Annotated in this window: 21 protein-coding genes and 3 tRNA genes; 10 read left to right on the forward strand and 14 right to left on the reverse strand. The window is 56.0% G+C overall.

Going from position 1 to position 22,351, the window contains the following annotated elements; translation table 11 throughout:
* Positions 1-79: 79 nt before the first annotated feature.
* The 8 genes from OTG14_RS18200 to syd all read right to left on the reverse strand — a co-directional run bounded on the left by OTG14_RS18200 (position 80) and on the right by syd (position 8,406).
* Positions 80-1,219 carry a glycerate kinase gene (locus OTG14_RS18200; RefSeq protein ID WP_248272351.1) on the reverse strand — a complete coding sequence of 380 codons (1,140 nt, stop codon included), beginning with the start codon at positions 1,217-1,219 and terminating at the stop codon, positions 80-82.
* 77 nt (positions 1,220-1,296) lie between these two features.
* Positions 1,297-2,634 carry a glucarate dehydratase gene (gene gudD, locus OTG14_RS18205; protein WP_024909272.1) on the reverse strand — a complete coding sequence of 446 codons (1,338 nt, stop codon included), beginning with the start codon at positions 2,632-2,634 and terminating at the stop codon, positions 1,297-1,299.
* A 15-nt stretch (positions 2,635-2,649) separates the two neighbouring features.
* The gene (locus tag OTG14_RS18210; protein ID WP_248272353.1) at positions 2,650-3,990 is read right to left on the reverse strand and encodes a glucarate dehydratase family protein; all 1,341 of its coding nucleotides are present in this window, start codon (positions 3,988-3,990) and stop codon (positions 2,650-2,652) included.
* The gene (gudP, locus tag OTG14_RS18215; RefSeq protein WP_248272354.1) at positions 3,990-5,345 is read right to left on the reverse strand and encodes an MFS transporter; all 1,356 of its coding nucleotides are present in this window, start codon (positions 5,343-5,345) and stop codon (positions 3,990-3,992) included. Before gudP ends, OTG14_RS18210 begins: the two co-directional genes overlap by 1 nt.
* 307 nt (positions 5,346-5,652) lie before the next feature.
* A complete protein-coding gene (locus OTG14_RS18220; protein ID WP_032648107.1) occupies positions 5,653-6,102 on the reverse strand; it encodes a flavodoxin in 450 nt (149 codons plus the stop codon).
* A 24-nt stretch (positions 6,103-6,126) separates the two neighbouring features.
* Positions 6,127-6,903, reverse strand: coding sequence for a tRNA pseudouridine(65) synthase TruC (gene truC / locus OTG14_RS18225; RefSeq protein WP_248272355.1), 777 nt, complete (start codon positions 6,901-6,903; stop codon positions 6,127-6,129).
* The gene (locus OTG14_RS18230) at positions 6,900-7,229 is read right to left on the reverse strand and encodes a YqcC family protein (RefSeq protein ID WP_023309024.1); all 330 of its coding nucleotides are present in this window, start codon (positions 7,227-7,229) and stop codon (positions 6,900-6,902) included. Before OTG14_RS18230 ends, truC begins: the two co-directional genes overlap by 4 nt.
* 631 nt (positions 7,230-7,860) lie before the next feature.
* Entirely contained in the window at positions 7,861-8,406 is a 546-nt protein-coding gene (gene syd, locus OTG14_RS18235; protein ID WP_267215558.1) for a SecY-interacting protein, read from the reverse strand.
* A 69-nt stretch (positions 8,407-8,475) separates the two neighbouring features.
* On the opposite strand from syd, the gene queF reads away from it, so the two are divergent.
* The 5 genes from queF (at position 8,476) to xni (ending at position 14,912) form a co-directional block, all read left to right on the forward strand.
* Positions 8,476-9,318 (forward strand): NADPH-dependent 7-cyano-7-deazaguanine reductase QueF, encoded by an 843-nt coding sequence (queF, locus tag OTG14_RS18240; protein ID WP_021241894.1) that lies wholly within the window; start codon positions 8,476-8,478, stop codon positions 9,316-9,318.
* 116 nt (positions 9,319-9,434) lie between these two features.
* Positions 9,435-10,799: a nucleotide 5'-monophosphate nucleosidase PpnN gene (gene ppnN / locus OTG14_RS18245; protein WP_008499641.1), complete on the forward strand. Its 1,365-nt coding sequence runs from the start codon at positions 9,435-9,437 to the stop codon at positions 10,797-10,799.
* A 516-nt stretch (positions 10,800-11,315) separates the two neighbouring features.
* On the forward strand, positions 11,316-12,611 hold the full coding sequence (locus tag OTG14_RS18250) for an HAAAP family serine/threonine permease (RefSeq protein ID WP_024909280.1): 1,296 nt from the start codon (positions 11,316-11,318) through the stop codon (positions 12,609-12,611).
* Positions 12,612-12,676: 65 nt separating this feature from the next.
* Positions 12,677-14,044: an L-serine ammonia-lyase gene (locus OTG14_RS18255; RefSeq protein WP_267215559.1), complete on the forward strand. Its 1,368-nt coding sequence runs from the start codon at positions 12,677-12,679 to the stop codon at positions 14,042-14,044.
* A gap of 112 nt (positions 14,045-14,156) precedes the next feature.
* Positions 14,157-14,912: a flap endonuclease Xni gene (gene xni, locus OTG14_RS18260; RefSeq protein ID WP_267215560.1), complete on the forward strand. Its 756-nt coding sequence runs from the start codon at positions 14,157-14,159 to the stop codon at positions 14,910-14,912.
* A 62-nt stretch (positions 14,913-14,974) separates the two neighbouring features.
* On the opposite strand, the gene rlmM is transcribed toward xni, so the two are convergent.
* The 4 genes from rlmM to OTG14_RS18280 all read right to left on the reverse strand — a co-directional run bounded on the left by rlmM (position 14,975) and on the right by OTG14_RS18280 (position 17,997).
* Positions 14,975-16,075 (reverse strand): 23S rRNA (cytidine(2498)-2'-O)-methyltransferase RlmM, encoded by a 1,101-nt coding sequence (gene rlmM, locus OTG14_RS18265; protein ID WP_023309030.1) that lies wholly within the window; start codon positions 16,073-16,075, stop codon positions 14,975-14,977.
* Positions 16,068-16,463 (reverse strand): DUF423 domain-containing protein, encoded by a 396-nt coding sequence (locus OTG14_RS18270; RefSeq protein WP_023309031.1) that lies wholly within the window; start codon positions 16,461-16,463, stop codon positions 16,068-16,070. The genes rlmM and OTG14_RS18270 overlap by 8 nt, the downstream gene beginning before the upstream one ends.
* A gap of 39 nt (positions 16,464-16,502) precedes the next feature.
* Positions 16,503-17,420, reverse strand: coding sequence for a glycine cleavage system transcriptional regulator GcvA (gcvA, locus tag OTG14_RS18275; RefSeq protein ID WP_024909282.1), 918 nt, complete (start codon positions 17,418-17,420; stop codon positions 16,503-16,505).
* Between the two features lie 349 nt (positions 17,421-17,769).
* Complete coding sequence (locus tag OTG14_RS18280; protein ID WP_008499648.1) at positions 17,770-17,997, reverse strand: YgdI/YgdR family lipoprotein; 228 nt, start codon at positions 17,995-17,997, stop codon at positions 17,770-17,772.
* Between the two features lie 192 nt (positions 17,998-18,189).
* Between OTG14_RS18280 and csdA the strand changes: the two genes are divergently transcribed.
* Positions 18,190-19,395, forward strand: coding sequence for a cysteine desulfurase CsdA (csdA, locus tag OTG14_RS18285; protein ID WP_061714531.1), 1,206 nt, complete (start codon positions 18,190-18,192; stop codon positions 19,393-19,395).
* A complete protein-coding gene (gene csdE / locus OTG14_RS18290; protein ID WP_023333259.1) occupies positions 19,395-19,841 on the forward strand; it encodes a cysteine desulfurase sulfur acceptor subunit CsdE in 447 nt (148 codons plus the stop codon). The genes csdA and csdE overlap by 1 nt, the downstream gene beginning before the upstream one ends.
* Here csdE and tcdA read toward each other — a convergent pair.
* A complete protein-coding gene (gene tcdA / locus OTG14_RS18295; protein WP_006811804.1) occupies positions 19,832-20,638 on the reverse strand; it encodes a tRNA cyclic N6-threonylcarbamoyladenosine(37) synthase TcdA in 807 nt (268 codons plus the stop codon). The genes csdE and tcdA overlap by 10 nt on opposite strands.
* A 75-nt stretch (positions 20,639-20,713) precedes the next feature.
* Entirely contained in the window at positions 20,714-21,811 is a 1,098-nt protein-coding gene (gene mltA, locus OTG14_RS18300) for a murein transglycosylase A (RefSeq protein ID WP_023309035.1), read from the reverse strand.
* A gap of 208 nt (positions 21,812-22,019) precedes the next feature.
* On the opposite strand from mltA, the gene OTG14_RS18305 reads away from it, so the two are divergent.
* The 3 genes from OTG14_RS18305 to OTG14_RS18315 all read left to right on the forward strand — a co-directional run bounded on the left by OTG14_RS18305 (position 22,020) and on the right by OTG14_RS18315 (position 22,338).
* Positions 22,020-22,096 (forward strand) — tRNA-Met (locus OTG14_RS18305).
* A 44-nt stretch (positions 22,097-22,140) separates the two neighbouring features.
* Positions 22,141-22,217 (forward strand) — tRNA-Met (locus tag OTG14_RS18310).
* 44 nt (positions 22,218-22,261) lie between these two features.
* Positions 22,262-22,338 (forward strand) — tRNA-Met (locus OTG14_RS18315).
* Positions 22,339-22,351: the final 13 nt, after the last annotated feature.

Genomic DNA, 22,351 nt, shown 5'->3' on the forward strand with positions numbered 1-22,351 from the left:
GCTTCGCCTTACCGGGCCTACGATTGCGGGTGCGGCCTGATGCCCTCACCCCGCCCCTCTCCCAGGGGGAGAGGGAGAACTACATCCCCTGCCCGACTTTCAGCACCGCCGCGATATTCCTTGCGGCCATCCAGACGTTCTCGCCGGCATTTTCCAGCGCGTCTTCCAGCGAGCAGATGGTGTAGATCACGCTAAACACGGCATCAATGCCGTGATCGTGAACCACGCCAACGTCCGCCGTCAGGCTGCCTGCAATGCCGATGACGGGTTTGTTAAAGCGTTTTGCCACTTTCGCCACGCCCACCGGGACTTTGCCGTGGATCGTCTGGCTGTCGATGCGACCTTCTCCCGTGATCACCAGATCCGCATCGGCTACCTGATCGGCCAGGTGTAGCGCATCGGTCACGATCTCGATGCCCTGGCGCAGCTGCGCGCCGCAAAAGGCGTACAGCGCGGCCCCCATGCCACCCGCCGCGCCTCCTCCAGCAAGGTTTAGCACATCGATATCCAGATCCCGGGCAATCACGCTCGCATAGTGCGCCAGCGCGTTGTCCAGGGTAACGATCATCTCGGGAGTGGCCCCCTTTTGCGGGCCAAATACGGCTGACGCGCCATCCTTTCCGGTAAGCGGATTCGTCACATCACAGGCGACTTCTATCCGGCATTCTGCCAGACGTCTGTCCAGCCCGCTCAGGTCGATACGCGCGAGTTTTCCCAGCTCGCCCCCGCCTTGCCCAAGAGGCTGTTCGCTGGCGTCGAGCAATCTAGCGCCCAGCGCCTGCACCATCCCTGCGCCGCCGTCATTGGTGGCGCTGCCGCCAATGCCAATGATGATATGCTTAACGCCCGCATCCAGCGCGTGACGAATCAGTTCGCCCGTGCCCCAGGAGGTGGTTTTCAGCGGATTACGCTGCGAAGGCGCAACCAGCTCCAGGCCGCTTGCCGCCGCCATTTCAATAAAGGCACTCTGCTCGTCACCGGATAAGCCATAAAACCCTTCCACGCGCTCACCCAGCGGGCCGGTCACCGGAACATGTACAATGCGTCCCTGGGTTGCCGCGATCATCGCCTCAACCGTCCCTTCGCCACCGTCCGCGACCGGCAGTTTGACGTAAACCGCCTCGGGAAAGATCTCGCGAAAACCACGTTCTATCGCTGTCGCAACCTCAAGCGCACTCAAACTTTCCTTATACGAGTCCGGTGCGATAACAATTTTCATAAGCCATCCTTACGCATAGTCGTTACGTTAAGCATACACCACGTAAAAGACCGCTAATGGGAGCGGTCCCAATGCGTTTATCGTACCATGCACGGGCGTTTATTGTCGAATGTCCAGTCCGGGATCAGATACTGCATCGCCATCGCGTCGTCGCGCGCGCCCAGACCGTGTTTTTGATACAGCTCGTGGGCCTTCATGACCTGATCCATATCCAGCTCAACCCCCAGCCCCGGGGTGGAAGGCACCTGCACCATGCCACCTTTGATCTCAAACGGCTGCTTAGTCAGACGCTGGTTACCTTCCTGCCAGATCCAGTGGGTGTCGATAGCGGTGATCGTGCCCGGCGCGGCGGCAGCGACGTGAGTGAACATCGCCAGAGAGATATCGAAGTGATTGTTAGAGTGCGAGCCCCAGGTCAGGCCAAACTCATGGCACATCTGCGCCACGCGCACCGACCCCTGCATCGTCCAGAAGTGCGGGTCAGCCAGCGGAATATCAACAGACTGCAATGACAGGGTGTGTCCCATCTGACGCCAGTCGGTCGCAATCATATTGGTCGCAGTCGGCAGCCCCGTAGCGCGACGGAATTCCGCCATCACTTCACGTCCTGAGAAGCCTTGCTCTGCCCCACACGGATCTTCCGCATACGCCAGCACGCCTTTCAGCTGTTTACCGATCGCAATGGCCTCATTAAGCGACCATGCGCCGTTTGGATCCAGCGTCACGCGGGCCTGCGGGAAACGTTTTGCCAGCGCGGTCACGGCTTCCGCCTCTTCCTCACCGGCCAGCACGCCGCCCTTCAGTTTGAAATCATTGAAGCCATATTTTTCATAAGCGGCTTCCGCCAGGCGCACCACCGCATCCGGAGTCATCGCCTCGTCGTGGCGAAGTCGGTACCAGTCGCATTGTTCGTCCGGCTGGCCCTGGTACGGCAAAGGCGTCAGCTTGCGGTCGCCAACAAAGAACAGATAGCCCAGCATTTCCACTTCGCTGCGCTGCTGACCCTCGCCCAGCAGCGACGCAACGTTGACGCCCAGATGCTGACCCAGCAGATCCAGCATTGCGGATTCAATCCCGGTCACCACGTGAATGGTGGTGCGCAGATCGAAGGTCTGCAGGCCACGCCCACCGGCATCGCGATCGGCAAAGGTGTTGCGCACGGTGTTGAGGACATTTTTGTACTCACCCAGCGTTTTGCCCACCACCAGCGGAATGGCATCTTCCAGCGTCTGGCGGATCTTCTCCCCGCCCGGAATTTCGCCCACGCCCGTATGGCCGGAATTGTCTTTGATAATGACAATGTTGCGGGTAAAGAATGGCGCATGCGCGCCGCTCAGGTTCATCAACATGCTGTCATGGCCCGCAACCGGAACGATCTGCATGGCGGTAACTACAGGGGTAGAAAAAGTACTCATCGTTCAGTCCTTTTATCAGTGACGTCCGAAAACAGGGCGCTTACGGTCAAATGTCCAGCCGGGAATAAGGTACTGCATCGGGCCCGCGTCGTTACGCGCGCCGCCCGGCAATTTTTTATACTCCTCATGGGCTTTATGGATCCGATCCCAGTCAATCTCCACGCCCAGGCCCGGCGCATCCGGTACGGTAATCTTGCCATTGATGATTTCCAGCGGATTTTTCGTCAGGCGGGCTTCCCCTTCCTGCCAAATCCAGTGGGTGTCGATGGCGGTCGGGTTACCCGGCGCCGCCGCGCCAACGTGGGTAAACATCGCCAGCGAAATATCAAAGTGATTGTTCGAGTGACAGCCCCAGGTCAGCCCCCAGTCGTCGCACAGCTGCGCCACGCGCACTGCGCCTGAAAGCGTCCAGAAGTGCGGGTCCGCCAGCGGTATGTCGACGGCGTTTAGCATCACCGCGTGACCCATTTCGCGCCAGTTGGTAGCAATCATATTGGTCGCGACAGGCAGCCCGGTGGCGCGACGGAACTCAGCCATGACTTCACGGCCCGAAAAACCCTGCTCCGCGCCGCAGGGATCTTCCGCATAGGTCAGAACATCCCCTAGCCCTTTGCACAGGCTAATCGCTTCATCCAGCAGCCATGCGCCGTTGGGATCGACGGTGATCCGTGCATCCGGAAAGCGCTTTTTCAGCGCCCGGGCCGTGTCAATCTCCTGCTCGCCGGGCAGCACGCCGCCCTTCAGCTTGAAATCCTTAAAGCCGTAGCGATCCTGCGCCGCCTCGGCCAGCTGCACCACCGCGTCGCTGGAGAGCGCTTCCTGATGGCGCAACTGATACCAGTCGTGGTCGCCCGCGGTTCGGGCCAGATAGGGGAGATCGGTTTTATTGCGATCGCCAACGTAGAACAGATAGCCCAGCACGGTGACCGCATCGCGCTGTTTACCGGGCCCCAGTAGCTCGCAGACCGGGACATTGAGCGCCTTACCCAGTAAATCGAGCAGGGCGGCCTCCAGGGCGGCGACCGCGTTGACGCGCAGTTCAAACGTCCAGGCACCTTTACCGAACGTCTCAAAGTCTGCCGACTGATTGCCCTTATGCACCCGCTGAACCACCTTGTTCAGACGGGCCACTTCCTGGCCCACGACCTGCGGAATGGCATCGACCAGCGTCTGGTAAATCACCTCTCCGCCAGGGGCCTCGCCCACGCCGGTATTTCCTGCGCTGTCTTTCAGTACGACGATATTACGGGTAAACCAGGCGTTATGCGCACCGCCAATATTGAGCAGCATGCTGTCCTGCCCGGCCACCGGGATGACCTTCATCTCCGTGACCATTGGACTCGATTGCGTTGTCATCAGCCACGCTCCGCAACAGGTTTAAGTTCAACGCGTTTGATATCCCCCACCAGCACCAGGTAACTCAATACCGCCACCAGCGCATGCACACCCACGTAGATCAGCGCACCGTTGAACGATCCGGTGGTGCCGACGATGTAACCGATCGCGATGGGCGTAACAATCCCGGAGATGTTGCCGAACATGTTGAACAGACCGCCGCTCAGGCCGCTGATCTCTTTCGGGGCCGTATCCGCCATCACCGCCCAGCCCAGCGCGCCAATGCCTTTGCCGAAGAAGGCCATCGCCATAAAGCCGATGATCATCCACTCGGCATTGACGTAGTTACAGAACACCATGGTCATGGAGAGCAGCATGCCGAGCACGATAGGCGTTTTACGCGCGATGTTCAGTGACCCCGTGCGGCGCATCAGCCAGTCGGAAATCACCCCGCCGAGCACGCCGCCGACGAAACCGCAGATTGCCGGGACCGAGGCGACGAATCCCGCTTTCAGAATCGACATACCACGGGCCTGAACCAGGTATACCGGGAACCAGGTGATGAAAAAGTAGGTTAAGGCGTTAATACAATACTGGCCCAGATAGATGCCGATCATCATGCGCGAACCGACGAGCTGCTTGATCTGCGCCCATTTCTGGCTGAACGGGACTTTTGCCGTCGCGGATTTCTGATCCATGTTGATCAGCGCACCGCCTTCTGCGATGTACTCCAGCTCTTTTTTGTTCACGCCAGGGTGCTGGTTGGGTTCGTGGATCACTTTCAGCCAGATAAAGCTGATGACGATCCCAAGCCCACCCATGAAGAAGAAGACGTGTGACCAGCCCACCTCATGCGTCAGCCAGCCCATGATTGGCGCGAAGATCACCGTTGCGAAGTACTGTGCGGAGTTGAAAATCGCCACCGCCGTCCCCCTCTCCTGCGCCGGGAACCAGGCAGCGACAATGCGGCTGTTGCCCGGGAAGGAAGGCGCTTCCGCTAAGCCAACCAGGAAGCGCAGCGTGAAGAGCGCCACGATAATGCCGAAGCCGCTGAAGATATCGACGAAGCCCTGCAGCAGGGTAAAGGCAGACCAGATGAAGATGGACCAGAAATAGACCCGTTTAGAGCCAAAGCGGTCCAGCAGCCAGCCGCCAGGAATTTGCCCGATGACGTAGGCCCATGAGAATGCGGAGAAAACGTAACCCATGCCCACGGGATCAAGACCGATATCTTTTGCCATTTCCGAACCGGCAATCGACAGCGTGGCGCGGTCACCATAGTTAAAGGACGTGACGATAAACAGCATCACCACTATCCAGTAGCGGGCGTTGGTGCGCTTTTCAGCGCTGCTCGCCGTGTGGCTTAATGTACTCATTGTTGCACTCCTGAAACATAGCTTTCGCCAGGTTCATTCTGTACAGCACCGGTAGGGTAATCAGAATGAGATTTGTTTTGTCGTTTTGGTACGGCCTGAAGCCGTTTTATCGTGACCAGGAAAGTATATGAAGGAGTGCCTCTTCACCTCACCGTGCAGAAACACAGTATTTAAGGGTGTATGAGAGCTTGTTTATGGCATAAGCCCAGGATAGTGGAAGGTGGTTCACGGAAATGACGTTTGGTGCGGGGTGTACTGCCGGGTGGCGGCTACGCCTGACCCGGCCTACCATTGGTATAGCGCAGGGTTATTTAAGCAGCGTTGCCCAGTGCTCGACCCATGGGTTTGATTCGCTTTCTGGCTCCGGGTGCTCACCCGCATCAATCAGCAGCATCTCGCCGACGCGCTGGGCGCTCTGCTCCTGCAGGAGCGCATCGAACTGCTTGCCGCCGCCGCAGAAGTTGGCGTAAGAGCTGTCGCCCAGGGCAATGATGCCGTAGTGCACGTCCGGCTGATAGCCAAGCTGGTCTTTAATGCCCTGGAACAGCGGCACGATACTGTCCGGCAGATCGCCCTGCCCGGTAGTGGAGGTCACCACCAGAATGTATTTGTCTTTATACTTTTCCCAGTCTGCCAGCTCCGGGTCTTCATAGACCGTGGCTTTATGGCCCTGGCTTACCAGAATCGCCTCAGCCTCTTCCGCGACCAGCAGCGAATTGCCGTACATTGTGCCGACAAAAATGCCTACTTCAGCCATGATATTTTCCCATAATGAATGCGTTTACTGTTCATCCTGAACGTTGCCCGATACAAACTCAACCCTTTCATTTTCGGGGAGTTGTCCCAGCCAGCCAAACTGTGACAGCGCCTGCATCCAGACGTTGTCCAGCCCCGCGCGGATAGTCAGCGGCTCGCCGGTAAACGGGTGCGTCATGCTGAGTTCGCTCGCATGCAGCATCAGACGATGGCAGCCAAAGTGTTCGGCCGCGCTGCGGTTCTGGCGCAAATCACCGTGCTTGCTGTCGCCAATAATCGGGTGGCGCAGATGTGCAAGATGGCGTCGCAGCTGGTGCTTACGCCCGGTTTTGGGCAGAAGCTCAACCAGGCTGTAGCGCGTGGTCGGAAATTTGCTGGTAGCCACCGGCATTTCCGTCGTCGCCATGCCGCGATAATCCGTCACCGCAGGCTGCGGACCTTTGTCATCGCGGGCAAATTTATCGGCAATTTTGTCCAGTTCTTCCACCAGCGGGTAGTCCAGGGTGGCGGATTCGGTCAGCCAGCCACGCACGATCGCGTGGTAGCGCTTCTGGATCTGGTGCTGTTCAAACTGCTGCGCCAGCAGACGGCCAGCTTCGCTGGACAGCCCCATCAGCAGCACGCCGGAGGTCGGTCTGTCGAGACGATGGGCAGTAAAAACATGCTGACCAATCTGGTCGCGAACGGTCTGCATCACCACCACTTTCTCGTCGCGATCCAGCCAGCTGCGGTGCACCAGCCAGCCTGACGGTTTATTCACCGCCACCAGCCACTCGTCCTGATAGAGGATCTCAAGCGTCATGCATCTTCACCGGCAAACAGGGCATCCAGTTTTTCCAGTTCGACCAGCATCACGTCACGCGCAGGGTGCGTCGCCTCGAGCGCCATTTCATAGTAGGGAGAGACAGCAAACGCCTGCGGTAGCGGGTGCCCCCCCTCAAGGAGGGCGTGCATGCGCGGAATTAACACCCACTGCAGCCACTCAAACGGGGCCAGCGTATCCAGGCAGAAGGGCTGGGTGCTCGCGAACGCTTCTGGCTGCGGCGCGGTCTCCTGCCACAGCTGATGTTGGCGCAAAAGGGCTTCGATGGCGTGCAACTGAGCACGAACGCTATCGTGTTGCGTCATAGTAACCTCAACTGAAAAAGTGAACGGCGCGCAGCATAGCATTGCGGAAGACAGAAATAAAAAAAGGGAGCACTGTAAAAACAGTGCTCCCGGTTCGTTCCGCAGCATTCCAGCTACAATTCGTGCTCCCTGCTCATCCGTGACAACTTTTCCTGAAGCCCGAAGGCCTGGTCATCCGTAAACCGATGCATCCTGCACACATCTTCCTGACGTGTTTGTTTCATCCTGAAACGTCCTGGCCTTCCAGACCCACCGACCATCCTGACCGGCTCTCGTTCTCCTTCCTGGAGGTGTCCCTTACGCATCCTGCGTAATCCACTTCGCTTCATCCTGAAGCCTTCCTGCAGCGCCATCCTGACGAGTCCTGAGTGAGATACGCCATCATCCTGATGTTCGTTTCTCGTGTCGGCGTCCTGTCGACGGAGATAGAATCCGCTATTCCGCTTCGTCTTACAACCCACCCTTTCGGGTGTGTAAGCCGTAAGAAATCCCTAAAAACGGTGCAATAAACCCGTAATCTATTGAAAAACAGAGTAATATTAATCTGAACTAAATGAGGTAATACTGAATGTTCCAGCGATCTCTCACAAACCTTGTAAGAGATCTCTCACACGCGCTATAGCATCATGGATTACAGAAGTGGCTCAAGTCGGGTGAGGAAATCCGCAAGAGAGGGGGCGAGAGTCTCGCGATTGCGGGTACCGATAGTCTCTTTAACCACTTCACCTGACAGGTTACAGACGGATAACACATCCAGTTCACTGTCCAGCGTGGCAATAAAGAGCGTCGGAGAAAGCTTAAGGCGCTTTTGCGTGACCAGATGACCAATCAGGTTTTCCTGAACACGCTGCAGATCGTCTTCGCTCCAGGTCTGCAACAGCGTCAGCGTGATATCAGCAAAGCGCGCGGGCATATCCCCTGCGAACTGCGTGGTATAAAACGCATGAACCGCTGGTTGTACCACAATGTCCATTGCCCGTTCAACCGCATTTACATTTTGCTCGCCGGTATTGGGCTTCGGCTGCCAGATAACGTAATTCTCAAGCGAAGAGATAATGCACGGCGAGGGTACACCATATAAATCAGCACTTTGCGGCCACGAGCCCTGCTTTTCATGCCATGCGTCGCAATAGCGGGTCGTGAAGGTAGTGAGGGCATTTGCAGTTTCGACGTCCACCGATTTCTCTCTTCTTGTCAGACAGGATAAACTCAGCCCATAAGTGTACCTGTAAAGTGGCTATGAAACATGTCTTACGAAAATCATCAGGCGTTAACCGGCTTAACGCTGGGTAAATCGACCGATTACCGCGATACCTACGATGCAAGCCTGCTGCAGGGCGTACCGCGCAGCCTGAATCGCGATCCTCTGGGTCTGCATGCGGACGCATTGCCGTTTGTCGGCGGTGATATCTGGACGCTGTACGAACTCTCCTGGCTCAACGCACGCGGTCTGCCGCAGGTGGCGGTGGGCCACGTCGAGCTGGATTACGCCAGCGTTAATCTCGTCGAGTCCAAAAGCTTTAAGCTGTATCTCAACAGTTTTAACCAGACAAAATTCAACAGCTGGGACGACGTTCAGCACACCCTGGAACGTGACTTAAGCGCCTGCGCGCAGGGTAAGGTAAGCGTTTCACTGTATCGCCTGCACGAGCTGGAAGGTCAGCCTGTCGCCCACTTCAACGGGACGTGCATCGACGATCAGGATATTGAGGTGGAGAATTATGAATTCAGCGCCGATTACCTCGAAAACGCGGCGAGCGGAAAAGTGGTCGAAGAGACGCTGGTCAGCCATCTGCTGAAATCCAACTGCCTGATCACCCACCAGCCGGACTGGGGCTCGGTGCAGATCCAGTACCGCGGCCCAAAAATCGACCGGGAAAAATTGCTGCGCTACCTGGTGTCGTTCCGCCATCACAACGAATTCCACGAGCAGTGCGTGGAGCGCATCTTTAGCGATATTCAGCGTTTTTGTCAGCCGGAGAAGCTGAGCGTTTACGCGCGCTACACCCGCCGCGGCGGTCTGGACATTAACCCGTGGCGCACCAACACCGATTTTGTGCCGGCGACGGGACGGCTGGTGCGTCAGTAATATAAATATTTTCACAATATGCGCGGTATCTTCCGCGCTTTAGGTTGTGAAACGTCACGCGCCAGGGCTATTGTAATCAACAGGGAAAGACGATAATCGTCCCGTAAGGAGCTCACTTGATTACACATATTAGCCCGCTTGGCTCAATGGATATGTTGTCGCAGCTGGAAGTGGACATGCTTAAACGCACGGCCAGCAGCGATCTTTATCAACTGTTTCGTAACTGTTCACTTGCCGTACTGAACTCCGGAAGCCTGACAGATAACAGTAAAGAACTGCTGTCCCGCTTCGAAAGCTTTGATATCAACGTGCTGCGCCGCGAGCGTGGCGTGAAGCTCGAAGTCATCAACCCGCCGGAAGAGGCCTTTGTCGACGGGCGCATCATTCGTTCACTTCAGGCTAACCTGTTTGCCGTGCTGCGTGACATTCTGTTTGTTAACGGGCAGATCCACAACGCAGGCCGTTTCCAGCATCTCGACCTGGAAAGCTCGGTCCATATCACCAACCTGGTGTTCTCCATTTTGCGTAACGCCCGTGCCCTGCACGTGGGTGAAGCGCCGAACATGGTCGTCTGCTGGGGCGGTCACTCCATTAACGAAACCGAATACCTTTATGCGCGCCGGGTGGGCACCCAGCTTGGCCTGCGCGAGCTGAATATCTGTACCGGCTGTGGTCCGGGTGCGATGGAAGCGCCAATGAAAGGTGCCGCAGTGGGACACGCGCAGCAGCGTTATAAAGAGGGGCGTTTCATCGGCATGACCGAGCCGTCCATCATCGCGGCTGAGCCACCTAACCCGCTGGTTAACGAGCTGATTATCATGCCGGATATCGAGAAACGTCTTGAGGCGTTTGTCCGTATCGCCCACGGCATTATCATCTTCCCGGGCGGCGTGGGGACAGCGGAGGAGCTGCTCTACCTGCTGGGTATTCTGATGAACCCGGCCAACAAAGATCAGGTTCTGCCGCTGATCCTGACCGGGCCAAAAGAGAGCGCCGACTACTTCCGCGTGCTGGACGAGTTTATCGTGCACACGCTGGGTGAAGCCGCGCGTCGTCACTATCGCATCATCATCGACGATGCTGCGGAGGTGGCCCGCCAGATGAAGAAAGCGATGCCATTGGTGAAAGAAAACCGTCGCGATACCGGTGATGCGTACAGCTTTAACTGGTCAATCCGAATTGCGCCGGACCTGCAGATCCCGTTCGAGCCTTCACACGAGAACATGGCGAACCTGAAACTCTACCCGGACCAGCCGGTAGAAGTCCTGGCCGCCGATCTGCGTCGTGCCTTCTCCGGGATTGTGGCGGGCAACGTCAAAGAGGTCGGTATCCGCGCCATTGAACAGTACGGTCCGTACAAGATCCACGGCGATCCGGAGATGATGCGCCGCATGGATGACATGCTGCAGGGCTTTGTCGCCCAGCACCGCATGAAGCTGCCGGGCTCTGCCTATATTCCTTGCTACGAAATCTGCACCTGACGCTTAGCGATATCTCATCAAAGCCGGGTCGCCCTGTTGCGCGTCCCGGCTTTTTTTATTCCTGATGTAATTCATAGGCATCACTTATATCTTTTACAAAGTTGTCACATACGCAAACGATTACCTGCATTTTGCAACCGTAAATTATCAGCCTTAATCCAAATTACCTGCCAGAAAATACTAAAAACCCATTTCTTTACAGCGAAAGACACCTATATCACGGGGCGGTCTTTCAGCGCACATGTCGTTGGTGGTAGCCTTCGCGCCCGTAAATTCTCTTTGATGTTTTTTTAACAGATAAATGGTCTAAAGATGCCCACATCATAAGTGGATTATTGCATTTGGGATCACGATCACTGATAGATTCATAACTAGAATGTATCTTTCCGCCCGCCAATAGTTACGGGTGAAAATTATTAAAAAACCGTCACTGAACGAATTTCATATTACCGTCAGGCACTTTTTCATCGGATTTGACTAAAAAACCTGACAATTCGCTTCCTCCAGGAGATACAGATGGAAACCACTCAAACCAGCACCGTTGCTTCGATTGAATCCCGAAGTGGTTGGCGCAAAACGGATACCATGTGGATGCTTGGCCTTTACGGCACAGCAATCGGCGCTGGTGTACTGTTCCTTCCTATCAACGCAGGCGTCGGCGGTCTGATCCCGCTGATCATTATGGCTATCATTGCTTTCCCGATGACCTTCTTTGCACACCGCGGTCTGACCCGCTTCGTGCTGTCCGGTAAAAACCCGGGCGAAGACATCACTGAAGTGGTTGAAGAGCATTTCGGCGTTGGCGCAGGTAAATTGATTACCCTGCTCTACTTCTTCGCGATTTACCCTATTCTGCTGGTCTACAGCGTGGCGATCACTAACACCGTTGAAAGCTTCATGATGCACCAGCTGCACATGACGCCGCCGCCGCGTGCGATTCTGTCTCTGATCCTGATTGTGGGCATGATGACCATCGTGCGCTTCGGTGAGCAGATGATTGTGAAAGCAATGAGCGTACTGGTCTTCCCGTTCGTTATTGCTCTGATGGTGCTGGCTTGCTACCTGATCCCACAGTGGAACGGTGCAGCGCTGGAAACCCTGTCCCTGAGCAGCGCATCGGCAACCGGTAACGGCCTGCTGATGACACTCTGGCTGGCGATTCCGGTAATGGTGTTCTCTTTCAACCACTCCCCAATCATCTCCTCTTTCGCTGTTGCGAAACGTGAAGAGTACGGTAATGGTGCAGAGAAGAAGTGCTCCAGCATCCTGGCACGCGCTCACATCATGATGGTACTGACCGTTATGTTCTTCGTCTTCAGCTGCGTACTGAGCCTCTCCCCGGCGGACCTGGCGGCAGCGAAAGAGCAGAACATCTCTATTCTGTCTTACCTGGCAAACCACTTTAACGCACCTGTCATTGCGTGGATGGCACCTATCATCGCGATTATCGCCATCACCAAATCCTTCCTGGGCCACTACCTCGGCGCACGTGAAGGCTTCAACGGTATGGTGATTAAATCTCTGCGCGGTAAAGGCAAGAGCATTGAAATCAACAAGCTGAACAAAATCACTGCACTGTTCATGCTGCTCACCACCTGGGCGGTAGCAACGCTGAACCCAAGCATCCTGGGCATGATTGAAACCCTGGGCGGCCCGGTCATCGCGATGATTCTGTTCCTGATGCCGATGTACGCGATTCAGAAAGTCCCTGCTATGCGCAAGTACAGCGGTCATGTGAGCAACGTCTTTGTGGTTATCATGGGTCTTATCGCAATCTCTGCGATCTTCTACTCCCTGTACACCATGTTCTGATTATCACCCGCGCCGTCTTCGGACGGCGCACTCCTCCCTCTCTGACTGAAAGCAATGGACGCATCATGATTAGCGTATTCGATATTTTCAAAATCGGTATTGGTCCTTCCAGCTCTCACACCGTCGGACCAATGAAAGCCGGTAAGCAGTTCACGGATGACTTGATTGCACGCGGCATCTTGCATGACATTACCCGCGTGGTTGCCGATGTATATGGCTCGCTTTCCCTGACCGGGAAAGGCCACCATACCGATATCGCCATTATCATGGGCCTGGCGGGAAATCTGCCGGATACCGTTGATATTGATGCGATCCCTGGCTTCATCCAGGATGTGAACACCCACGGTCGCCTGCTGCTGGCGAACGGTGAGCATGAGGTTGAATTCCCGGTTGACCACTGCATGAATTTCCATGCGGACAACCTGTCGCTGCACGAAAACGGCATGCGCATTACCGCACTGGCCGGCGACAAAGCGGTATACAGCCAGACGTATTACTCTATCGGCGGCGGTTTTATCGTCGACGAAGACCACTTTGGTCAAACCGATAACGCTTCTGTCGAGGTGCCGTATCCGTACAAAACGGCGGCGGATCTTCAGCGTCACTGCCAGGAGACGGGCCTTTCCCTCTCCGGCCTGATGATGAAAAACGAGCTGGCGCTGCACAGCAAAGAAGAGTTGGAGCAGCACTTCACTAACGTCTGGGACGTGATGCGCGGCGGTATTGAGCGTGGGATCACTACCGAAGGCGTTCTGCCTGGCAAGCTTCGCGTGCCGCGTCGTGCTGCAGCGCTGCGCCGTATGCTGGTGAGCACTGACAAAACGACAACGGACCCAATGGCCGTCGTTGACTGGATCAACATGTTCGCCCTGGCGGTGAACGAAGAGAACGCCGCAGGGGGCCGTGTGGTCACCGCGCCGACTAACGGTGCCTGTGGTATCGTTCCGGCAGTGCTGGCGTACTACGACAAGTTTATCCGTGAAGTGAACGCGAACTCACTGGCGCGCTACCTGCTGGTCGCCAGTGCAATTGGTTCACTGTACAAAATGAACGCCTCCATTTCCGGTGCGGAAGTCGGCTGTCAGGGTGAAGTCGGCGTGGCGTGCTCCATGGCGGCGGCGGGTCTGGCCGAACTGTTGGGTGCAAGCCCGACACAGGTGTGCATTGCTGCGGAAATCGGCATGGAACATAACCTGGGACTGACCTGTGACCCGGTTGCCGGACAGGTACAGGTGCCGTGCATCGAACGTAACGCGATTGCCTCCGTGAAGGCGGTGAACGCGGCACGTATGGCGCTGCGCCGCACCAGCGAGCCGCGCGTCTGTCTCGATAAGGTTATCGAAACCATGTACGAAACGGGTAAAGATATGAACGCCAAATACCGCGAAACCTCTCGCGGCGGCCTGGCGATGAAGATCGTGACCTGCGATTAAGCCTCTCAGGAAGCCTCGTTTTGCGAGGCTTCTTCCTGTTTTCCCCACCATTCATAGTTTCACGCTGCTGACAGTGTTACCCTTCACGCATGAGATAGAAGGGAGATTATCTGTGGCCGTTCATTTACTTATCGTCGATGCACTTAACCTGATTCGCCGTATCCATGCGGTACAGGGGACGCCTTGTAAAGACACCTGTCTGCACGCGCTGGAACAGCTTATCCGCCACAGTGAACCCACCCATGCGGTCGCGGTATTTGATGACGAAGCCCGCAATACGGGCTGGCGGCACCAGCGTCTGCCGGACTACAAAGCCGGACGCGCACCGATGCCGGACGATCTTCACGCCGAATTGCCCATGCTGCGCGCCGCATTTGAACAGCGGAGCGTCCCCTGCTGGGGGGCACAGGGAAATGAAGCCGACGATCTCGCGGCTACCCTGGCCGTAAAGGTGGCGAGTGCCGGGCATCAGGCCACGATCGTTTCAACGGACAAAGGCTACTGCCAGCTGCTCTCCCCGACTATCCGCATTCGCGACTATTTTCAAAAACGCTGGCTGGACGCGCCGTTTATTGCCAGCGAGTTTGGCGTATCGCCTGAGCAACTGCCGGATTACTGGGGGCTGGCAGGCATCAGCAGTTCTAAAGTTCCGGGTGTGGCCGGGATTGGGCCGAAGAGCGCCGCACAGCTGCTGACCGATTTTCAGAGTCTGGAAGGAATTTACGCCCGTCTGGATGAGGTGCCAGAAAAGTGGCGCAAGAAGCTGGAGGCGCATAAAGAGATGGCGTTTATCTGCCGGGAAATCGCAACGCTACAGACGGATTTACAGCTGGACGGGAATTTACAGCAGCTGCGGTTAGAACGTTAAAACGACGACACGGGTTTGTAGGCCCGGTAAGCGCAGCGCCACCGGGCAAAACAAAGCGCGCACTATCGCTCGTCGCGACGTCCGCCAACCGCAGCCCACCAGCGACGAATATGCACCGTCACCTCTTCGCGGTCGTGATACAGCTGACGCGCCTGGATCTCCACGTTAATACCGTGTTCATCCATCTGCTCCTGAATATAGGCCAGATTCTGCGACACTTCCTCATAGCGCTTTTTCATCGGCAGCTTGAGGTTGAAAATGGTCTCACGACACCAGCCGTTCACCAGCCAGGAGGCCATCAGCGCGGCGACTTTTGCCGGCTTCTCAACCATATCGCACACCATCCACGAGATGTTGTTACGGTTCGGGCGATAGCGGAAACCATCTTCACGCAGCCACGTGACCTGCCCGGTGTCCATCAGGCTTTGCGCCATTGGACCGTTATCAACGGACGATACCCACATATTGCGTTTCACCAGCTGATAGGTCCAGCCGCCCGGGCACGCGCCAAGGTCAACGGCGTACATGCCGTTTGCCAGACGCTCATCCCACTCATCCGCCGGGATAAAGACGTGGAACGCCTCTTCCAGCTTGAGTGTGGAACGGCTTGGCGCATCGGACGGGAAACGCAAACGCGGGATGCCCATAAAGAAGGGAGAGTTGTTGGTAGTGTATGAATAGCCTGTATAGCAGCAGCCTGGTGCGATAAAGAAGATATGCACCACCGGACGCTTGGGCGTTTCGTAGTTCGTCAGCACGCCCGCATCACGCAGCGCCGCACGCAGCGGCACGGTGAATTTACGACAGAACTTCATCAGCTCTTTACTTTCGTTGGTATCCGCCACTTCAACGCGCAGATCGCCGCCCTTCTCCACCACGCCCTGCAGCATGCCGACAATTGGCGTGATGCGGTCTTCCGGCGGAAGATCCTTCAGCAGCTCACCCGCAACAAACATCTGGCGAGCAAAGATCAGCGAGCTGAACGGCAGCTCGCGTGCCAGCTTGTCTGCGTCTTCAGGCTGATAGCACTCGAATACCACATAGCCCGCGTTCTCTTTTACGCGGGCAAAGCCGAAGACTTCGCGCTTCGCCGCTTTATCGGTAATTTCCGCGGCGCACTCTTTCTCAAACCCCGGGCGACAATATAAAACAACCTTATTCATGAACAACGCCCTTGCGTTTCAGACGGATAGCTCCGATAAACATTAATACCCAACCCGCCAGGAAGCTGAAGCCGCCGACAGGTGTAACGAACGCCCACAGGCGCAGATGTGAGAGCGCAAGACAGTACAGGCTACCGCTGAACAACACGGTACCCAGCGCCATAAACACGCTGCTCCAGTAAAACCAGATACTGATACGACGCTGCATCGCCACCGCCAGCCCAAAAATAGCCAGCGTATGGAACGCCTGATATTCAAGGCCGGTCTGGATCCAGCCCATCTCTACTGCGCCTAAAGACTTGCTTAAGACATGTGCGCCAAAGGCGCCCAGTGCAACAAAAATAAAGCCACTCACCGCGGCAAAAATCAGCATGAATCGGCTGGTCATGTTTAAGTCCTGAATTGATGCGTGCCCGGCACACAAACGTTATTGTTCATACCTGAAGCGGAATTTTTCTTGCTCGGTTGCCGCTTTCGCCAGTATCCACTGCCGGAAGGCGGCTATTTTACCCAGTTCTGCCTGACTGTCATGACAAACCAGATAAAACGCATTCTTGCTGACCAGTACATCATTAAAAGGGCAAACCAGGCGGCCTGCCTCAATTTCGGACTGCGCCATGACGTTGTTCGCCAACGCCACGCCCTGCCCGTGAATGGCAGCCTGTAACACCATAGCACTGTGGCTAAAGATGGGTCCCTGCTGCACGTTTATATGAGTAAGACCTAATTGACGGGTATAAGTTTGCCAGTCGCGTCGAGAGGCATCATGCAAAAGCGTATGCTGAGCAAGGTCAGCGGGTGACTTCAGCGCCTTTTCACCTGTTAACAGCAGAGGAGAGCAGACCGGCAGGAGATATTCTGCGTATAATTTCTCAACACGCAAGCCCGGCCAGTTACCGCGACCATAAAAAATGGCAACGTCCACGTCATCTGCCAGCTTATCTTCCTGACGATCTACGGCCTGGATTCGAACGTCGATCCCCGGATAAGCTGAGTTAAAGCTTGAAAGTCTTGGCACCAGCCATTGAATGGCAAAACTGGGCAATAAACTGACGGTCAGGGCACCTTTTGCACTGCGAGCCTGCAGCTTACGCGTGGCTTCCGTAAGCTGTGAAAAAATCTCTTTAATATCCTGAAAATAGCTCTGCCCCTCTTCGGTCAACAACAACGAACGGTTGCGTCGACGAAACAGCTTAAGGCCCAGAAAATCCTCCAGAGACTTGATTTGATGACTTACTGCGGCCTGTGTCACAAAAAGCTCATCGGCTGCGCGGGTGAAGCTCAGGTGACGTGCTGCTGCATCAAAAACACGTAATGCATTGAGGGGTGGCAATCGCTTTGACATGGTTATCTGGCTTAGATGTTAACGGATTTTAACAAACAGGAAACAACGTTTAACCTATTAGTTTTTTTTATCTGAGCCATTATAATTTGTCCGTTGAGGAACTACCAGCAAATACCTATAGTGGCGGCACTTCCTGAGCCGGAACGAAGAGCTTTTTTCGGAATGCGTGTTCTGAAGGGCTTTTGGCTTACGGTTGTGATGTTGTGTTGTTGTGTTTGCAATTGGTCTGCGATTCAGACCACGGTAGCAACGCTACCAATTTTTCACTTCCTGTACATTTACCCTGTCTGTCCATAGTGATTAATGTAGCACCGCCAATTTGCGGTGCTTTTTTTTCGCCTGCGATCTGTTAATGCTCGATCTCTTTCATCTCTTTCACGTCCGTGCGGTTGATCTGCTGCTTGTTCCCGTTAGCATCTTTGTATGAAATCATCCCGGTATCGTTATCAGTAGTCGGTTTCCCTTCCGATACGATAGAACGACCATCGTTGGTGTGCATCACGTAGTTGTTACCGGAACACGCGCTCAGGGCAAAAGTAAACGCACAGGCAGAAATGATTGCAGCTGTCTTATTCATGATTATTCTCCTTTAGCAATTAATGCTATTCAAACCTCGATTTATAACAGGCTAAAACATCCGCCTAACACTATTTAGCATAACCTGCTTTTTTAGGGGCATCAGGATAAGCAGACAATTCTGATAGATATCAACCTCCTTGCCCTGCCGCTGAAATTGCGCGACGATCGCTATATTGAAATGAGGAATCCCATGAACGCTTTCAGCCCCGCGCAGTTCCGCGCACAGTTTCCGGCCCTGGCCGATGCCGGTATTTATCTGGATAGCGCCGCCACCGCCCTTAAGCCCCAGGCGGTGATTGAGGCCACGCAGCAGTTCTACAGCCTGAGCGCCGGGAACGTGCATCGCAGCCAGTTTGCCGAAGCGCAGCGTTTAACCGCGCGCTATGAAGCGGCACGCGATCAGGTCGCACACCTGATCAATGCCGAAAGCGGGAAAAACATCGTCTGGACGCGCGGTACGACCGAGGCCATCAACATGGTGGCCCAGTGCTACGCGCGCCCGCTGCTTCAGCCGGGCGATGAGATCGTCGTTAGCGAGGCGGAACATCACGCCAACCTGGTGCCGTGGCTGATGGTGGCCGAGCAAACGGGTGCACGCGTGGTGAAGCTTCCACTGGGTGCAGATCTTCTGCCCGATGTGGCCCGTCTCCCCGAGCTGATTACCTCCCGCAGCCGCATTCTGGCGCTCGGACAGATGTCGAACGTCACGGGAGGCTGCCCGGACCTGGCTCAGGCCATTCGCATAGCCCATGCCAGCGGGATGGTGGTAATGGTCGACGGCGCGCAGGGCGTGGTGCACTTCCCTGCTGATGTGCAGGCGCTGGATATCGACTTCTATGCCTTCTCAGGACATAAGCTCTACGGACCAACCGGTATAGGGGCGTTATATGGCAAGCCAGATCTGCTGGCAAAAATGACGCCGTGGCTCGGTGGCGGCAAAATGATTACCGAAGTGTCGTTCGATGGCTTCAACACTCAGGACGTTCCCTATCGTCTGGAAGCCGGTACGCCGAACGTGGCGGGGGTGATTGGCTTAAGCGCGGCGCTGGAGTGGCTGGCAGAAACCGACATTGTCCAGGCTGAAAGCTGGAGCCGGGGACTGGCGACGCTGGCAGAGGAAGAACTCAAAAAGCGCCCGGGTTTCCGTTCGTTCCGCGTTCAGGACTCCAGCCTGCTCGCCTTTGATTTTGCGGGCGTTCATCATAGCGACATGGTGACGCTGCTGGCCGGATATGGCATTGCCCTGCGTGCCGGACAGCACTGCGCCCAGCCGCTGCTGGCGGCGCTCGGCGTTAACGGTACGCTGCGCGCCTCGTTTGCGCCGTATAATACCCAAAGCGATGTCGATGCGCTGGTTGCCGCCGTTGACCGCGCCCTTGAAATACTGGTGGATTAATGACTAGCGCTGCTTTAGCCGGACATCCGTTTGGCACGGTCATCACAGAAGAGACCTTAAAACAGACCTTCGCCCCGCTCCAGCAGTGGGAAGATAAATATCGTCAGCTGATCCTGCTGGGTAAACAGCTCCCTGCGCTTTCAGACGATCTCAAAGCGCAGGCGAAAGAGATCGCTGGCTGTGAAAACCGCGTCTGGCTGGGCGTGAGCGTCTCCGGCGAGAAGCTGCACTTCTTCGGCGACAGCGAAGGCCGCATTGTCCGGGGCCTGCTGGCCGTATTGTTAACCGCTGTGGAAGGGAAAAGCGCGGCGGAACTGCTGGCACATTCGCCGCTGGCGTTATTTGATGAGCTTGGACTGCGCGCGCAGCTCAGCGCCTCGCGCGGTCAGGGGTTGATCGCGCTCAGCGACGCGGTACTGGATGCCGCACGTCAGGCTCAGGCCTGACGTTCCGCCTTCGCCATCATTTTCTTAAGGGCGTGAGACACCGCCACAAAGCCGAAGGAGGCGGTCACCATGGTGGCCGCACCAAACCCGGAGGCGCAATCCATTCTCTTTGGCCCTTCCGCCGTGCTTTTCATCGCACACACGGAACCGTCCGCCTGCGGGTAGACCAGCGCTTCGGTCGAGAACACGCAGTCGACGCCCAGCTTGCCTTTGCTGTTCTTCACCACGTTAAAGTCGCTCTTCAGGCGCTCACGCAGCTTGGCAGCCAGCGGATCTTGGATCGTTTTCGCCAGATCGGCCACCTGGATCTGCGTCGGATCGATTTGCCCGCCCGCGCCGCCCGTCGTGACCAGCGGCACCTTGTAGCGGCGGCAGTATGCGATCAGCGCCGCTTTTGGCCGTACGCTGTCGATGGCGTCAATCACATAGCTGTAGCCTTTACTCATATACTCCGCGACGTTATCTGCCGTCACAAAGTCGTCGATCACCGTCACGCGGCACTCCGGGTTGATCAAGCGGATACGCTCCGCCATGACCTCAGACTTCGCCAGGCCGACGTTATCACGCAGAGCGTGGATTTGACGGTTGGTGTTGGTGACGCACACGTCATCCATGTCAATCAGCGTGATTGCGCCAATACCGGTTCTCGCCAGCGCTTCTGCCGCCCACGACCCCACACCACCAATGCCCACGACGCAGACATGCGCATCCGCAAACAGCTGCAGGGCTTTTTCACCATATAAACGTGCCGTCCCGCCAAAACGCTGGCGCCAGGCGTCGCTGATTACCACAGACATAAAACCTCAGATGTAAAAAGGGTGAGGTTTTCCTCACCCTGAACAGTAATCCGTATTGCGCTCAGAATACCACAATCAGCCGCTGAATACGTTTCCGGCACCCGGCGCCGCCTTCAGTACCCACACGCGTCCGTAGTGGTTATACCAGCCCGCGCGGTGGCCAGCGTCAGGGCCAATGCCCTGATAGATATCGAAGTGCTGACCTTTGATCGCCCCGCCGACGTCCAGCGCCACCATCAGACGCAGCTCATACTGGCCGTTGAACTTGCCGTTGTTGTCCAGCAGAGGTACTTCAGCCAGCAGCGTGGTGCCTGCAGGAATAATCGAGCGATCCGATGCTACCGACGCGCGGCCAATCAGCGGAACGGCACTCGCCCCTTTCACCGGGGCGAAGTTTTGCGGTTTGAAGAAGACGAACGACGGGTTCTGCTCCAGCAGCTCACGCACCTCGGCTTCGCTGTGTTTCTCGCCCCACTCGCGGATCGCCTGCATCGACATATCTTCTTTCTTCACTTCGCCACGGTCGATCAGCACCTTGCCAATACTGCGATAGGCGTGGCCGTTTTTACCGGAATAGCTAAAGAAGTTAAGCGGTGAACCGTCGCCAAAATCAATGTAACCGCTGCCCTGAACGTCCATGATGAAGTTATCCATCAGGGAGTTGCTGTAGGCCAGAACGTAGTTTTCGCTCAGCGCACCGGCGTAGATCTCAGCACGAGACGGCAGACGACCGCGTTTTGGCGGCATACGGTAGATAGGATACTGGAACTCGCCCTGACGCGAGTGTCGTGCCTGGATAACCGGGGTGTAATAGCCGGTAAACTGAACGTTGCCGTAGTTATCGGCCCCTTCCATCTGCCAGGCGTCGATACCAAACTGGCGCATGTTGCGCGTATCGCCGCCTGCTTTCAGCCAGTCCTGGACCGCGTTATACACGCTACTCTGGGTGCCATACAGACGCGGCGACGCGTTGCGGATCTGGTAGACCTGCTCGGAGAAATCACCGGCATTAATCGGTGCGCCGACCGCATCAGGCTGATTAACTAAAGAGAAAGGCTGGGATAACTTCCCGTCTTTATACTGTTGACCGCGATCGGTCGGTTTGGAAGAACAGGCCGCAAGAATCGCTACCATTGCGCCCGCCATCAGATACTTCGCCCAACGTCCTTTCATTATATCTCGTCTTTAAGTTGCCCATTTCCGCGTGATGAAGATAACAAACCGCCAGGGCTAATGAAATGCGATCGCATGCCCTTTGGCAAATTTTGCGCAAAAAGTAGTCCAAACAACGCCATGTCGTTCAATTTGCATACAAAATCATGATAAATGTGAAAAAGGGGTTGCATCACAAACCTATCCGAGTATAGTGCGCATCCACGGACGCGGGGTGGAGCAGCCTGGTAGCTCGTCGGGCTCATAACCCGAAGGTCGTCGGTTCAAATCCGGCCCCCGCAACCAATTAAAATTTGATGAAGTATCTTCTACGACTGTAGAAAGACGGACGCGGGGTGGAGCAGCCTGGTAGCTCGTCGGGCTCATAACCCGAAGGTCGTCGGTTCAAATCCGGCCCCCGCAACCAATCAAATTTGAAGAAGTAAGCTTCTACAAGAGTAGAAAGACGGACGCGGGGTGGAGCAGCCTGGTAGCTCGTCGGGCTCATAACCCGAAGGTCGTCGGTTCAAATCCGGCCCCCGCAACCAACACTTCTAAAAC

Source organism: Enterobacter pseudoroggenkampii (assembly GCF_026420145.1).
Lineage (GTDB): Bacteria > Pseudomonadota > Gammaproteobacteria > Enterobacterales > Enterobacteriaceae > Enterobacter > Enterobacter pseudoroggenkampii.